At 62.2% G+C, this 14,887-nt stretch carries 15 protein-coding genes; 10 read left to right on the forward strand and 5 right to left on the reverse strand.

What is annotated here, in order from left to right; translation table 11 throughout:
• Positions 1 to 15: 15 nt before the first annotated feature.
• The 3 genes from Thiofri_RS22030 to Thiofri_RS22040 form a co-directional block, all read right to left on the reverse strand.
• Positions 16 to 1,473, reverse strand: coding sequence for a M48 family metalloprotease (locus Thiofri_RS22030; RefSeq protein WP_009148598.1), 1,458 nt, complete (start codon positions 1,471 to 1,473; stop codon positions 16 to 18).
• A 302-nt stretch (positions 1,474 to 1,775) separates the two neighbouring features.
• Positions 1,776 to 3,089: a vWA domain-containing protein gene (locus tag Thiofri_RS22035; protein WP_009148599.1), complete on the reverse strand. Its 1,314-nt coding sequence runs from the start codon at positions 3,087 to 3,089 to the stop codon at positions 1,776 to 1,778.
• 8 nt (positions 3,090 to 3,097) lie between these two features.
• The gene (locus tag Thiofri_RS22040) at positions 3,098 to 4,141 is read right to left on the reverse strand and encodes an AAA family ATPase (RefSeq protein WP_009148600.1); all 1,044 of its coding nucleotides are present in this window, start codon (positions 4,139 to 4,141) and stop codon (positions 3,098 to 3,100) included.
• 372 nt (positions 4,142 to 4,513) lie between these two features.
• Here Thiofri_RS22040 and Thiofri_RS22045 point away from each other — a divergent pair, with 372 nt between their 5' ends.
• The 7 genes from Thiofri_RS22045 (at position 4,514) to Thiofri_RS22075 (ending at position 10,637) form a co-directional block, all read left to right on the forward strand.
• Positions 4,514 to 4,711, forward strand: coding sequence for an Alvin_2107 family globule sulfur oxidation protein (locus Thiofri_RS22045; RefSeq protein ID WP_009148601.1), 198 nt, complete (start codon positions 4,514 to 4,516; stop codon positions 4,709 to 4,711).
• A 59-nt stretch (positions 4,712 to 4,770) separates the two neighbouring features.
• Complete coding sequence (locus tag Thiofri_RS22050; RefSeq protein WP_009148602.1) at positions 4,771 to 5,148, forward strand: sel1 repeat family protein; 378 nt, start codon at positions 4,771 to 4,773, stop codon at positions 5,146 to 5,148.
• 98 nt (positions 5,149 to 5,246) lie between these two features.
• On the forward strand, positions 5,247 to 6,182 hold the full coding sequence (locus tag Thiofri_RS22055) for a DNA ligase (RefSeq protein ID WP_009148603.1): 936 nt from the start codon (positions 5,247 to 5,249) through the stop codon (positions 6,180 to 6,182).
• Positions 6,183 to 6,510: 328 nt separating this feature from the next.
• Positions 6,511 to 6,750, forward strand: a complete 240-nt coding sequence (locus Thiofri_RS22060; RefSeq protein ID WP_009148605.1) for a hypothetical protein — start codon at positions 6,511 to 6,513, stop codon at positions 6,748 to 6,750.
• On the forward strand, positions 6,747 to 7,166 hold the full coding sequence (locus Thiofri_RS22065) for a putative toxin-antitoxin system toxin component, PIN family (RefSeq protein WP_009148606.1): 420 nt from the start codon (positions 6,747 to 6,749) through the stop codon (positions 7,164 to 7,166). Before Thiofri_RS22060 ends, Thiofri_RS22065 begins: the two co-directional genes overlap by 4 nt.
• Positions 7,163 to 9,868, forward strand: a complete 2,706-nt coding sequence (locus Thiofri_RS22070; protein ID WP_009148607.1) for a type IA DNA topoisomerase — start codon at positions 7,163 to 7,165, stop codon at positions 9,866 to 9,868. The genes Thiofri_RS22065 and Thiofri_RS22070 overlap by 4 nt, the downstream gene beginning before the upstream one ends.
• A 187-nt stretch (positions 9,869 to 10,055) precedes the next feature.
• Complete coding sequence (locus Thiofri_RS22075; RefSeq protein WP_009148608.1) at positions 10,056 to 10,637, forward strand: hypothetical protein; 582 nt, start codon at positions 10,056 to 10,058, stop codon at positions 10,635 to 10,637.
• Here the strand turns inward: Thiofri_RS22075 and Thiofri_RS22080 are convergent.
• Entirely contained in the window at positions 10,610 to 11,341 is a 732-nt protein-coding gene (locus tag Thiofri_RS22080) for an HAD hydrolase-like protein (RefSeq protein WP_009148609.1), read from the reverse strand. The two genes, Thiofri_RS22075 and Thiofri_RS22080, sit on opposite strands and share 28 nt — an antisense overlap.
• A gap of 123 nt (positions 11,342 to 11,464) precedes the next feature.
• On the opposite strand from Thiofri_RS22080, the gene Thiofri_RS22085 reads away from it, so the two are divergent.
• Positions 11,465 to 12,193, forward strand: a complete 729-nt coding sequence (locus Thiofri_RS22085) for an MBL fold metallo-hydrolase (protein WP_009148610.1) — start codon at positions 11,465 to 11,467, stop codon at positions 12,191 to 12,193.
• Here Thiofri_RS22085 and Thiofri_RS22090 read toward each other — a convergent pair.
• Positions 12,178 to 12,615 carry a VanZ family protein gene (locus Thiofri_RS22090; RefSeq protein ID WP_051023850.1) on the reverse strand — a complete coding sequence of 146 codons (438 nt, stop codon included), beginning with the start codon at positions 12,613 to 12,615 and terminating at the stop codon, positions 12,178 to 12,180. The two genes, Thiofri_RS22085 and Thiofri_RS22090, sit on opposite strands and share 16 nt — an antisense overlap.
• 33 nt (positions 12,616 to 12,648) lie before the next feature.
• Between Thiofri_RS22090 and Thiofri_RS22095 the strand changes: the two genes are divergently transcribed.
• Positions 12,649 to 13,080, forward strand: a complete 432-nt coding sequence (locus Thiofri_RS22095) for an OsmC family protein (protein ID WP_009148612.1) — start codon at positions 12,649 to 12,651, stop codon at positions 13,078 to 13,080.
• A 65-nt stretch (positions 13,081 to 13,145) separates the two neighbouring features.
• A complete protein-coding gene (locus tag Thiofri_RS22100) occupies positions 13,146 to 14,423 on the forward strand; it encodes a PcfJ domain-containing protein (RefSeq protein WP_009148613.1) in 1,278 nt (425 codons plus the stop codon).
• The last annotated feature ends 464 nt before the right edge of the window (positions 14,424 to 14,887 follow it).

Consider the following 14,887-nt stretch of genomic DNA (forward strand, 5'->3'; position numbering starts at 1 on the left):
GCTCTTGCGCCGGTTTCAATCATCGCCACGCGACCATTTCTTGTTCTCGGAGGATTCTTCCACGCGCATCTCATCCAGACGCGCTTGCAGCTTGGAGGCGAGATGGTAGTCAACTCCGGATATTCGCACAGCGCGCTCGAGTTGGCGAATCGCGGGCTCAAGATCGCCCTGATAGTACAACTCCTCGGCACGATAGCCATAGGTTTTTGCTTTGGCACCTGAGCGACCGGCGGCATCGGCCAGCAGGCCGAAAATCTGAGTGACCGATGGGCGTCGACGATGAAATGCCTCGAGCATGCTCAGCGCGGCTTTGACCTGACCGGTCTTCAGCAGGGCCTCAGCGTAGGTTTGCGCGATGGGCCAGTTGTCGCCGCGCAGACCGTAGGCGCTCTTTAAGTTGCGAATCGCCCGGCCAGGCTGCCCGCCCTCAATGTCGATGCTTGCATCCAGCACAATAAACTCCACCTGACTCGGACGCGCCTTCAGCAAGCTAGCGGCCTGCTCCCGCGCGAGCTCGAAACGACCGGCGCGCAACAGCGCCAGCGCATAGCCGTAGCGCTCGGCAAGCGCGTTGCGATAGCGCCCGCTGGCGAGCGTCGACTCGAAATGCTCCACCGCCCGCTGCGCGCCGGTGTAGCTGCGTTGGCGCAGGTTGGCCCGGGCGAGATGAAACTCCAGGCTATCCGGGCGCTGGCGCAGTCCATATTGCTCAGCACGGGCAAGCGCATCGGCAATACGGCTAGTGGTCACCGGATGGGTGCGCAGAAACTCCGGCGCGCTGTTGTCATAATAACGACTGCTGCGCCCAAGACTTTCAAAAAAACCCGGCATCGCAAAGGGGTTAAATCCCGCCTCGGCCAGAATATCAATGCCAATGCGGTCGGCTTCCTGCTCGTTGTCGCGCGTGAAGTTGATCTGGTTCTGGATGGCGATGGCCTGCACGCCGGCCATGGCCGCCATACCGGCCTGGGAGTCCACCTGGGCACCAAGCAGTGCTGCGGCAATGAGCAGCGCGGTGGCTGGAACCGCCATGCGCTTCTGCGACTCGAACGAACGCATCAGATGCTTCTGGCTGACATGGGCAATCTCGTGCGCCACCACGGCAGCAAGTTCGCTCTCGGTTTCAGCCGCCAGCACCAGCCCCGCAAACACGCCGATTTGTCCCGAAGGGCCGGCAAAGGCGTTCACCGAGGGCTGATTGATCAGGAAAAACCGATAGCCGGCGACGGCACCACTTTGTTGCGCCAAATCGCGTCCAAGCGACTGGATGTAGTCGTCCAGCACTGGGTCTTCGATCACCGGCAGTGCCTTGCGCACGCTCTTCATAAAGGCGCGCGCGAGTGATCGCTGGTCGGCCAGCGACAGGACGGTATCGGCGGAGCTACCAAAATCCGGCAGGCGGTAGGGATCAGCGGCCAGCGGATTGGCCACAATCATAATCAGCAGTGTCAGGGTCAGCCAGAAAACGCGCATCGGTTATTACACAAAGATAATGTCGCATCTTGGCTTGGAGTGCGGCAGCGCGACATGGGTTCCGCCGCAGTTTTCTAGGGGCGACAGCTTCTCAAGCCGGCGACCTGAAAGCAAGCCGAGCGCGGCATCCTGCCAGGTATGAACCCCTTTGGAATGTCGGCTCGTTCTGGGCCTAGTGACGGCCACGGAGGACGCTGTGAACACTTCCTTATAGGCTTCCCGGCGGCATCCCTGATCCGATCAAGGGCCGCCGAGCCCCCCTTGGCCATCACCCGACCCAAAACCGAAACCCATATTTGCAATCAGTTGAGCTGAATGCGCTCTCCCCAAGGCACTTGAGAACGCCCCTTGACCAGCCACAGCACTGGAAAGGCCGGCGCGGCCGGCGGAAAAGCCCCTTGCGCATCGGTGAAGTACAGCAGCAAATCGGGCTGGTGATCGCGCGCGGCCAGCCAGTCAAACACCGGCAGGAAGCTGGTACCGCCTTGGCCATGCAGCTGCTCCGGGCGGTGAAAGCGCTCCCAGGGCTCGAACTCAAAGGGAGCGCCGGGGCTCAGAGCCGCATCACAGGGCAGCAGGGTCACGCGGGCACGAAGTTGGCCTTTGAGCGCGTCGATCTCGGCGATGAATTCCTCGATCTCCGCGTCGCGGATGGAGCCCGAGGTATCCAGCCCAATCACCAGGTCGAGTTGGTCGCTGCGCAGGCGCGGCAGGATAAAGTCGCCCTCACGTCGCGACGGGCGTGCGTAGCTGTAGTCATCGCGCGCCAAGGCGCTCAGGTAGCGCGCCAGCAAGCTACGCCAGGGCAACTGGGGTTGCAGCAGATAATCGATCAGGCGGCGCAGCTCGCCGCCGAGCTTACCGGCTTGCATGGCCTGCTGCGCGGCGCCGGCCAGGCGCTGTTGCCACTTTACCCGCAGTTGCTCGCGCTCATCGGGCGTCAGGGATTGCGGCGCGCTCTGGCCATCAGACGGCGCGGGCCTCTGGCCGTTGCTGTCGTCGGCTTCAGCCTGCTGCGATTCGCCCTGGCCCATGCCACCGCGCTCACCCTCGCCCGACTCCCGCGCGCGGCTGCCGTTCGCCAAGTCCCGCTCGCTTAGCTCCTGCCCCTGGCTGCCCTGCTGGCTGTCGCTGTCTTGATCATAGGCATGGGTGTCGAGCGTCTCAGACTGGTCGTTGTCGTCGATCAGCGGATAGATTTCCTCCGCCGTCATGCCAAGGTAGGCCGGCATAATGAGCGCGTTGGGTGGCGGTTTCAGCCCCTCGTCTATCAAAAGTGGGTTAATCGCATAATCGCAGGCCACATCCCATTTGTGACGCACCCGGTGCTGGCGACGCTCGAAATGCGACAAGGCGCAGTGCAGCGCCTCGTGCGCGAGCATGAACTGGGTCTCGGCCAAACTGAGCGCGGCGATGTACTCGGGGTTGAAATAGAAGGCCCGAGCATCAGTGGCCGTGGTCGGACACCAGCCGGCATCGGCCGCGCGCAATGGCAAGCGCAGCACCAGAGAACCAAGAAAGGGCTTGTCGAGAATCAGTCGGGTGCGCGCAGCCGCGAGCTTGGTCTCGAGCGCAGTCAGATCGGCGTCAGTTGCTCCTGCTCCGGATCTCGCCATGATGCGGCTCAATCAAACAGCATCACGTCCGCCACCGCCTGCGCCCAGTCGGCAAAAGCCGGCACCGAAAAAAGATCGTTACCCAGGGCACGATGCAGATCGGACACCAGCATCACCCCCATTTCGCGCTGGCGAAAACGCCCGGCGTAGGTCAGGATGTGGCCAATGGCGGCAGCGCCATCGCCCTCCTCGCGCGCGCGGATGGCGCGCCCGACCAGGGCGGCAGCCACCGCGTATTGCAAATCGATTTCCTCCGGCACCGGTACCGACTCGCCGCGCACAATGGCGTCGAGGTCCGGCATCTGCTCCAGACTATTGACGAAGGCGGTCAGCTCGATACCCGCCGCCGGCCCCACGCAGGCTTGCAGGCAGCCTTGCAGCAGATCCTCGTCGTGCTGAAACTTCTGCAGCGCACGATGAGCAAACTCCCAGGAGCGCGGCGACGGGAAGGCCACCGGATTGTGCGCCGGGTCAAAGTCGAACAGCAGCTCCGGGCGGAAACGCAAAAAGCCGATAACACGCTCGTCGATGCCAGCGGAATAGGCCCAGGTCACCCAGTCATCCAGATGGGTCTCGACCTCGAAGTGCGAGAAGCGATTGGCCAGCGGGGCCGGCATGGCATAGGTGACACCGCGATCACCCTGACGGTTGCCGGCGGCAACAATGGCCCAGTGCTCCGGCACCTGGTAGTCGCCCAGACGGCGGTCGAGAATCAACTGATAGGCCGCCGCCGACACTGAGGGCGGAGCCGAGGTAATCTCATCGAGAAACAAAATCCCGGACGGCCCGTGACGCGCAGCATCCGGCAACAGCGAGGGCACCGCCCATTCCACCCGCTCATCGACGCGAAAGGGAATGCCGCGTAGGTCGCTCGGCTCCATTTGCGACAGCCGGATGTCAATCATGGGCGCCTTATGTCGCTCGGCAATTTGCGCCACCATCTGCGATTTGCCCACGCCGGGCGGTCCCCAGAGCATCACCGGTGTGTGATGGCCAGCAGCAGTACTTCGGTATTCGCGGTCAAGAATTTTCAGCAGATAAGCGGGGCGCATGGGCAAACTCGGGTCGGGTTTGGGCGACTTGGGACCGGTCAAAGCAAGGGGCGTGACTTGGACAAAAGGTTGGAGCGACAAGGCAGCTTCACAAGGCGGGCGGCCTGAGTCGCATCCATCAATGCCGGTCACGCCATCCCAAGGATGACAGCCATCGGAAAAATACAGTATTCTAATCAGCTATCCTCCCCCGGACGGGGTTCAGGCTGCGCGCCGCCCGCGAGCGGGGCAACAGCCTGGGGCCGGATTTAACTCCCGCAACCCGTCACCGCGCGCTGAATCCCAGCGGGCGCAGGCTTGAGGATGCCCCGTCGATTCGACACAGGAATAACCATAGGTCACAGACCATCAGCTAGCAGTCCGGAGAGCGGAATGAATCAGTTCTATTACGATGCAGTCACCAAAATGGAACAACTCGGCGTCGACGACGAGTACATCCAAGGTTGGCAGTGTGGCTTTCTGCAGAACCCAAAGCGCGAGGAGCAGCGCCTAACCGAGGCCTACGAGTCCGGCTACGGCGACGGCGAGGAAAAAACCACCGACAACTTTGAGAAGTGGGTCAAAAACTGAGCCGAGGCCCAGAGCATCGGCGACCGGCAGGCCCGGGCCCCGTCGGCCCGGCAGCGCTCATGGCCGATAACAACTACCTCAAACATCTCATCCTGCTGCGCAACGACCCCTCCAAGGTGCCGGCGGTGCGCGCAGCCGCCCTGCGCGGTGAAGTCGACGCCCAATTCGCCATGGGCCTGATCTATGCCGAGGGCCGCGGCCTTCCCATCGACCTTGCACAATCTCACTACTGGCTGTCACTGGCCGTCGATCAGGGCGACCGCGATGCAGAGAGCCTGCGCAATATCATCGGCAGCCAAATGACCGAAGAACAATACCAAGCCGCGCGCCGACTGCGCTCTGGCGCCGTGCTGTCGGTCATTGAGGGTAGCGGAGCCTCGGCCACACAGACCCCAAACAGGAGTGACCAAGGCCCCATCCCCACTAGCGCTGATTGACGCGATTAATCGCCCCAGTTACGCCCACCCCACACCCCTCGCGGTCTTCGTGTAACATACGACACGCCTGACCCAATCGCCTAGCCGCGAGGAACACCATGCCATCTGTCGTATTAGCGCCCGGGCGCACCCGGCTCCGCCTGAGTATTTTCTTTCTGCTAATACTGGTCGCACCGGCACCGCTCTGGAGTGACGCGCGCAACAATCAGCCTGACACCGGGATCAGCGAAGCAGCAGCCACCGCACACCCGCATCCACCCACACCGCCGGCACTGATGCTGGCCAAAACTCACCAAGCGGGCACCGATGTCGCACATTACTGGGTGAGCGAAAAGCTCGACGGCGTGCGCGCCCGCTGGGACGGCAGCCGCCTGATCAGTCGCGGCGGCCATGTCATCCAGGCACCGGATTGGTTCGTCGCTGGCTTTCCGTCCGTGCCACTCGACGGCGAACTCTGGCTCGGGCGCGGCCAGTTCGCGCTCATGTCCGGCCTGGCGCGACGCCAAGAGCCGGACGAAGACGCTTGGCGCGAAGTACGCTTCATGGTGTTCGACCTGCCAACCTTGGACGCCCCCTTCAGCGAACGGCTGGTCGAGCTGCAACGCCTGCTTGCCGACGCACCCTCCGAGCGCATCGCCCTGATCGAGCAATTTCGCGTCGCCGACGAGAAAGCACTGTTGGCACATCTCGCCGCCGTCGAGAGGCTTGGCGGCGAAGGCCTGATGCTCCACCATGAAGATGCGCGCTACCGCGAGGGCCGCTCCAGCGACCTGCTCAAAGTCAAATCCAAGCAGGATGCCGAAGCCAAAGTCCTGGCTCACCTGCCCGGGCGCGGCAAATACCAAGGCATGCTCGGCGCCCTGCTGGTCCAGGACGACCAAGGCCGACGCTTTCGCATCGGCACCGGCTTCAGCGACGCCGAACGCCGCAACCCGCCACCCATCGGCAGCACCATCACTTTTCAATACCAAGGCGAGACCAAGACCGGCCTCCCCCGCTTCGCAAGCTACCTGCGTCTGCGCGAGGCAGAATAGTTCCCCAGATAGCAGGGCTGGCACAGGCAATCCAAGCGGTATACGCAGACCTTGGCACGGCTTGCTCTGTCGCGGTTTTCACTATACCGTTCCGTTCATTCCCGGCCACCTGCCATCGGTGCCTCTGGCGTCCAACATCACCGCATAAAACCTCGACGCCCCCGCGCGAACGCGATTCCGATCTAATCAATGCCGAGATTGCCCTTCAGCGCGCCGCTCTGCGCGCCCGCGAGAAGGCGCGGCGGCATCGTGTGCCAGTTGTCTATTCGGAAGATGGAATCATCAAGCATGAGCACCCTCGCACATTACATTAAATCGGGAGACGACTATGCTCGCGCATAGACGTTATGTCACCATTCCAGCATCCGGGAATGTGGTTCTGGAAGACCTGCCGTTCCGTCCTGTTCAGCAGGTAGAGGTGGTTCTGATCTCCGATGACGGAGAGCGCATCGCACTCGCCAGTCGAGTTCTGGCTTTGTTCAAGGAAACCCAGGCGCTGCCGGAAGCCACGACGCTCACGGACGCCGAGATCGCCACAGAGGTCGACGCCGTGCGGGATGGGCGATGAGGGTCGTCATCGACACCAATATTCTGATCTCCGCGATGCTCAAGGATCGCTCGCCCGAGGCGGCCATCCTCTGCGTTGTGAGTCGGCCGGACCTCGAATGGGTGGTATGCCCCGAGATCCTTCAGGAATATCTGGAGGTGATCACCCGACCGAAGTTCGCATTCTCCAAGGATCTACTGAATCGCTGGCAGGACATCCTGACCCAGGCCACCGTCTCAATCGAGACACCCCGGATTGCCATCGACTTTCCTCGGGATCGCAAAGATACTCGTTTTCTAAGCTGTGCGATGGCGGCGGCCGCAGATTTCTGTGCTGCTCGAGATGTTTGGGTGATTTGCGTTGGCTCGCCTGCTCTCGCGTTCGAGCACGACTTGAGAGCATCATTTGATCTCATATTCACGTTTCCGATCCCATGACCACCCTTGTCCTCGCCGAAAAGCCCAGTGTCGCCCGTGACATCGCGCGGGTGCTGGGCGCGCGCTCGCGCCACGAGGGTTATCTGGAGGGCAGCGGCTACCGCGTCACCTGGGCGCTGGGACATCTGGTGCATTTTGCTGAGCCGGATGACTATGGGACGCGCCGGGGGACACCAGAGAAAGCCTCGCAGCAGGCAGCAGCGCGCGGGCAGACGAACGCTGAAGACGGTGCCCAGAGTGGCGCTCAACGGCAGCCTCAAAGCGACCCCAAAAGTCAACCAGCCGCAACGGCCAGCTGGGCCGGTCGCTGGTCGCTGGCACAACTGCCGATGATCCCGGCGCGCTGGCGGCTGCGCACGGACAAGAAGACCGCCGCGCAGTTCAAGATCGTCAAGGCCCTGCTCAACGCACCCGAAACCAAGCGTGTGATCTGCGCGACGGATGCCGGGCGCGAGGGCGAGGCGATCTTTCGGCTCATCTACCAGCATGCGCGTTGCACCAAACCGGTCGAGCGGCTATGGATCTCGAGCCTGACCGATGAGGCCATCCGCGCGGGCTTTCAGGCGCTCAAGCCCGGCAGCGCCTTCGATCCGCTGGCCGCCGCCGCGCGCGCCCGCGCCCAGGCGGACTGGCTGATCGGCATGAATCTGACCCGCGCCTATACGGTGCGCAACCGGGTGCTCTGCACCATCGGGCGGGTGCAGACGCCAACCCTGGCGATGATCGTCGCGCGCGATGCGGCCATCGCGGCCTTTGAAAAAGCTTATTTTTACGAGCTGGTCGCGCACCTGCGCGAGGGCTTTGATGCGCGCCTGTGTCCGAACTGGCCGCACGATGGCGAGACCCGCATCGACGACAAAGCCAAGGCTGAGAAGCTGCGCGAGCAGCTCGCCCCACACCAGAGCGGCCAGGTCACGGACATCCAGCGCAAGGAGCGCCGCCAGCGCCCGCCGCCGCTTTATGACCTGACCAACCTGCAGCGCGACGCCAACCGGCACTTCGGCTTTACCGCCGCCAAGACACTCGAGCTTGCCCAGCAGCTCTATGAGCAACACAAGCTGATTAGCTATCCGCGCACCGAGAGCCGCCACATCAGCGAGGACATGCTGCCGCAACTGCCCGGCATTCTCGGCGCGTTGAACCACCCGCTCGCCCCCATCGCTGCCGAGCGCCTAGCCACCGGCCACAAACTCAGCAAGGCTTATGTCGACAAGACCCGGCTGACCGACCATCACGCCATCCTGCCCACCCAGACACGGGCACCGGCCAGCCTGCCGGAACCGCTGCAGCGCATCTATGACCTGGTCTGTGCCCGCTTCGTCGCCGTCTTTCTGCCCGAGCAGCGGGTGTTGGACATCCATGTCAGGCTCGACATCGGCGACGCCTGCTTCGTCGCCCAGGCCGCGCGGGTGCTCGATCCCGGCTGGAAAGCAGCGGAGGTCAAAAGCAAGCGCAGCGCCAGCGAGCCCGAGACCAAATCGCCACAGACTGCCGCCCTGGCTGCGTTGGAAAAAGGCCAGAGCGTCCATGTCGCGGGCATGGAGGTAGTCGAAAAAGAAACCAAGGCTCCGCGTCCCTATGATGACGCCAGCCTGCTGAATGCGATGAAAAACGCCGGGCGCGAGATCGAAGACGACGCGCTTGCCGCCGCAATGAAAGACAGTGGCCTCGGCACCCCGGCCACCCGCGCCGAGATCATCGAGAAGCTGATCCGCACCGGCTATGTCGAGCGCCAGCGCAAGACCCTGCGCGCCACCGAAAAAGGCCGGGGGCTGATCGATCTGGTTGCCGAGCCGCTGCGCAGCCCCGAGCTGACCGCCGACTGGGAGCAGCGCCTGAAAGCCATCGAGCGCGCCGAAGCCGATGCCGGGGCCTTCTATCAGGACATCTGCGACTTCATTCGCACGCTCATCCCCCAGGTGGCCGCAGGCGCCACCATGTCGCCTGAGCAGATCGACGCCGCGCGCGCGGCCGCGCCTGGCAAGACCGGGAGCAAAAAAGGCGGCAAGAACGCACGCGGGAAAGGCCGCGGCAAGCGCGCAACTCAGTCAGCCGGGGATCTCGGCGCCTGCCCCATCTGCAACGAGGGCCAGATCAGCGAAAACTCCCGCGCCTTCGGCTGTAGCCGCTACCGAGACGGCTGCGGCTTCACCGTGTGGAAAACTATCGCTGGTCACAAGGTCACCGAGGCCGAACTCAAGGCCCTGGTCGATACCGGCCACAGCGAGCCCATCAGCGACTTCCGCTCCAAAGCCGGCAAAGTCTTTTCCGCCCGACTAAGGCTCAGTGCCGACGGCCGGGTCGCGCTCGATTTCGACTCCCCTATCAAACCCGGCATCAAACCCGGCGCCGCACCATTGTCGCCGCCACCTGCGCAGCCCAGCGCGCCCCAAACCGCAAGATCAGAAATTGCAACGGCTCGTCCACCCGGCATCGCTTCCTGTCCAAAATGCCACCAGGGCCGCATCATCCAAGGTCGCCGAGGGTACGGCTGCAATCGCTATCGCGAGGGCTGTGACTTCGTCATCTGGCGAGAACAGTTCGGCTTGGTGCTGACTGAAGACCAGATTGTCAGCCTGATTGAACTTGGACAGACAGCCCCCATCAAAGACTTTAGGCTGCCAGATGGCGAGGTCGGAAACGCCCGACTGCGCTTGGCCGCCGATGACAGCATCCAGCTTGCCCCCTGTTCCGTGCAATAAATCCTGCGGGGAACATGACTTATCGGCCAAAATGGTCGATACTATAGATAAGAAGGACGACATTCACCTCGCCAGACAAGGCAAGGTTTGATTCGGGCAAAGATTTTATCAACGCCGCCCAGCGCAAGAGCAGTTGCGTCTTCCTTCGCCAGACGAACTACCGCCAGAGATTGGCACGGAGACCGCGATGACCTCAATAAACAGCGTTTCCAGCTACCAGCCGCTTTACAGTCCGCAACAAACCATGGGCAGCCAGCCACAGCCGGCAGTGCGCGGCGAATCTGGCGGTTCAAGCGAATCTAGCGGCTCAACGGCAATGGCGGTCAATACCAGCGCGCGCATGCGCGAGCAGTCCCAACTGCAAACCCAGCTACAGACCCGAGTACAAGAGGGGATGCGCCCGGCGGAGCAGCAGCGGGTGCCGTCAGTCGCGCAAGATCAGACTCCGGCGCAGAATCAAACCGGGGTTAACACGTCCAGTCCGCAGCAAACCAATCCGCAGCAAAGCAGTCAACTGCAAACAGGCACAACGACCCCATCCAACGGACTCACGCCGACACTGCAAGCCTTGGCGCAGAGCGCTAATTCATCAGCCCCATCGACAGGCACCCCTGCGAGCACCTCCTCCCGCACGATGGCGCAATCCTCGCAAGACATGAATGTGAACGAGCAAGTCCGCCAGAACGTCTCCCGGCTGATGGAGTTCTCCGGCGGTCAGGCACGCGGTGGCGACGTATCGGCTTACAACTCCTTCTCCGCTAGCGCCTGATCCAATGCAGAGGTATCCAGGCTCGCGTCTGAAACGCCGCTGAGCCCGCTGACCAAACGGCCAATCTCTCTTGGCTGAGTAAACAGATACTCCGGCTCCAACGTGCGCAGTGCGGATGGATCGTTGTACCCCCATGACACCGCGCCACTGGCGGCGCCGGCCGCCCGCGCAGCCTGCAAATCCCGCATCTCATCGCCAATATAGAGCAGCCGCCCTGGCTCGAGCCGATACCGCCGGCGCAAGGCGCGCAAACGCGTCGCTTTACCCCCAAGGCCAAGGCCAGACTCAACGCATTCAAACAGGCCAAGTTGCGACTCACCCAATACCGCAGCGATATTCCCGCGCGAATTGGAGCTGACAATCGCAAGCGGCAGACCGGAACTACCCAGGGTGCACAGCAGGTCGGCAACCCCAGGAAACAGCCTGACCTGATGGATCTCCCGCGCCATTAACCGGCGCAGTGCGCGGGCAAGGAGCGGGCGCTTCCACAACGCGATGTCTAACCGACGCAAAATAGCCGCCGCGCCGAGTTGCCGCAGTTCCGCCTCCTCCGCCGGGCTGACCGCGCGAAAGCCATAACGAGGCGCCAGGCGATTCAGCGCGCTGACCAGCCAAGCGTAGCTGTCAGCCAGGGTGCCGTCGAAGTCCAAAGCAACCAGGCCAAAACGCCACGACACCGGTCCACAATCTCGCGATCCGCTCATCTTCTTCCCCAGCGCCTGATCGCTTCGCCGACAGCATGATGAATTTCATCGCCATCGAAGGGGAAAAGTGCTCGAATGTTGGCTTCTTGCCCCATCAAACCCTCAGCGAAACCCCCAGCTGTCATGAGTCCCATTCAGATTCAGCTCCTGTACGACAACATACCCGGCGCGCCTGGCACCAAGGCGCTCTGGGGCTTTGCCGCCATTATCACATTCGGCTCGGCCGATAAGCGCCAGCGTCTGCTGTTTGACACCGGCAGCAACGGGCGGGTGCTGCTCGCCAACATGGCAGCACTGGGCGTGGCACCGACCGGCATCGACTGGCTGTTTCTGTCTCATCAGCACTGGGACCACATCGGCGGTTTGGATTCGGTACTGGAGCTAAACCCCGGCATCAAGTGTGTGCTGCATCAGGGCTTCTCCAAGCATCTGATGGGCGATCTTGACGACCTGGGCATTGCCTATCAGATTGTCGCTGATGATCCGCTGGAGTTCACTCCCGGCTTGCATTCAACCGGCCTGCTGGCAAGCGAGCCACCCGAACAAGCGCTCGTGCTTGAGACCCCAGATGGCGCGACAGTGATCAGCGGCTGTGCTCATCCGGGCATGAGCGCTCTGGTCGCCAAAGCCAATGGTTTTCTGCCCGCACCAGCGCGCCGTGCCATCGGTGGTTTTCACCTGATGTACTCCGACGGCGAGGCCATTGAGCAGGAAATTCAGGCCCTGCGCCAGCTTGGCATCACCGAGGTGCTGGCCACCCATTGTACAGGCGAGGCCGGCATTGCTGCCTTTGCGCGCGCCTTTGGTGAGCAGGCGCGCGTTGGCGGAGCCGGGGCTCAATGGCGACTCTGACCAGACCCAAACCCGAGCCGCGACAGCCGTTGCTCGAGCCAGGCAAACAAAGCGCCTGCTGGAGACCCCGCTGCCAGCAAGCCGAGCCATACCCCCAAGGCGTCGGCCAGCAGATCGAACAGGCTGGCGTCACGCGCCGGCACCAGCCCCTGAAGTCCTTCCAGTCCGGCACCAAGGAAGATGAGCCCAAGCAAAATCAGGCGTCGCTTGCGCGGATAAAGCGCCGCGAAGCAAAAGCCCAGTACCATGTAGGCCAACAGGTGCTGAAGCTTATCGCCACCCTCAAAGCCCGGCGGCACTGAGGACGGCAACAACGAGAGCACCACCACCAGGACCAGCAGCAGCCAAGCACCGAGTCGCCAGAACCAACGCCAGCGCAGGCTATCAGCCGCTAATGGCGAGCCGTCGGGATGTTTATTCATTGCCACATGTCCATGACCACAGGAGATTTCCGCATGAGCCAAATTCCAATGCATTATCACACCGCTTACACCTGGACCGGAGAAGGCGAAGGCGGCGATATCGCCATCGACGGCCACGCCCCTCTGCCGGTCGGCTCCCCGCACAGCAACGACCGTTACAGCCCCGAGCACCTGCTGGTGCTGGCGGCAGAAACTTGTCTGGCGAATTATGTACTGGTGATTGCCGGGATGTCGAAGCTCGAGATCAAGGACTACCGCTCGACCGCCGAGGGCGAACTGCTGCAAGAAGATAAGATCGGCTACCGCTTCAAGCGGATTGTGATCCGCCCCGAGCTGACAGTGGCGGCCGGCAGCGAGGCACAGGGCCAGCGGATTTTGGAAAAAGCCCACAAGCTCTGCCTGATCGCCCGCTCACTCAACTGTCCGGTGGACATGGAACCGACCGTCAAGATAGCGTCCGATTAGTCCGATTGCAGTGCACCGCTGGTCAAAGATTTCGTTGCCGAGCTTTCTGACGCGAGCACAAGATCATGAACACCGCATTTCCGGATCAGAGTGCATCAAAATGCCGCATTCACGCCTTGCTTGCGGCGAACCGCGCTCGCAGCCGGCTCGCGAGCGGCACCGGCAGCCCGGTCATCTACGCCTGGGATCAGAACGCGGCTTGCCTGCTGATGGATTGCACCGGGCTACTCGGCAGCGAGAGCCTGCATGCGGTCAGCGACTGGGCATCGGGCTTGCTGACGGTGCACTGCAACGACAACCTGTTTGAGGAAGGCAAGGTCACCGACCTCGGGCTGCCGTTTGGCTTTTACCCCGACATCGCTTTCCGGCAATGGTTCGCCACCATCCCGAACGCCATTGCTGAGCCACTGGCGCATCTGCCAGCCGCTCAGTATGCCCTCGCCCGCTTGGCGCAACGCTCAGAGCCCGTGCGGGACCTCGTCATCTCCAATGTCAACCTGTGCTACCTCCTGCATCAGTTTGCCACCGAACACGGCTACCCGGAGCAGTCGCTCGCTGAGATCGCGGCTCGCAAGCAAACCGACATCCTGCGCGAGATGGGGTTACCGCCGCACAAGCGTGTCGTCAAGCTGATTCGCAAAATTGCCATGGAGGAGATCGACAAGTTCGCTTTCAGCAGGCTGTTTCGTGTCCTTGGTGATGAAGCCGTCTGCAACGCACTGGTCCATGAGCAACGCCTGACCCGACGCCTGTTCCTGGTCCTTGCGCGCTACCCCTGGGTGGCCGGGCGCCCGCTGCAACGCCTGCTCTGTGAGGCGACCGACCCGTCACGGCGCGAATGGGTCGAGGACAACATCCGCATGGGTGGCGAGGAGGCCGTGCGGACAATGCAGCGATTTAATCAAATCTCCCAGCTGCGCCGTCTGCACGACCGCCTGATCGCCGCCCAGATGCACCAAGACAGATGCCGGCTGCGGCGTTACGACGCAAACGGCAAGGTCCTATCATTCCCACCAGCGCCCTTCGCCGACACGCAGAGCATTCAGGCCATCAAGACCCCGGACGCGCTGCAAGGCGAAACCGAGGAGATGGCGCACTGCGTCTCATCCTATAGCGAGCGCATCTACAACGGCCGCTATGCCGTCTACAAGGTGCTCGCACCTGAGCGCCTGACACTTGGGCTCAAGATTCGTGAAGGACATGTTTCGTTCGATCAATTACGTGGTCTTGCCAACAAACCGCCCAGCCAACAAGCACAAGCGGCAGTCGAGCAGTGGTTCCGCGACTGCCTCGAGCGCCCAATGCAGGCAAACCCGGGGCCAGCGCCGCAAGCGCCAATCTAAGGCATGTCATTGTTGCATCGCGTGACTAATCAGACCGGTACTGGTTATCAGCAAGCACTGTTAACACATTTCCCGGGAGTTGCCTAAGACTGGCCTTACCCGGTATAGCTCGAAAAGAATTTTGCCCCGGCCCCATTTATCCCAACCCCGGCCCCATTTATTCAGTCTGGTGAGCGACATGGGCTCGGCCTCGATTAGACTATTGCGCCATGGAACAACCAAAAAACGCCAAACTTGAGCTAACGGGGTCAGGCGACACTCGCGACACCGAGATCGCAGCTCGCCTGGCGGCTATCGAGGCCGACCATCAGGTTCGCATCCTCTGCGCCTGCGAATCACCATTACATCCAAATGGCCCGAGGTAATTATCTGCGCATGTCGCCTTGTTGATTCGAGTGTGCCATCTCAAGGTGGCTTCCTGGACGTGATGAACAACCATGCCTATACCGACTGAGCGAATACAT

The organism is Thiorhodovibrio frisius (assembly GCF_033954835.1).
GTDB classification, from domain to species: domain Bacteria; phylum Pseudomonadota; class Gammaproteobacteria; order Chromatiales; family Chromatiaceae; genus Thiorhodovibrio; species Thiorhodovibrio frisius.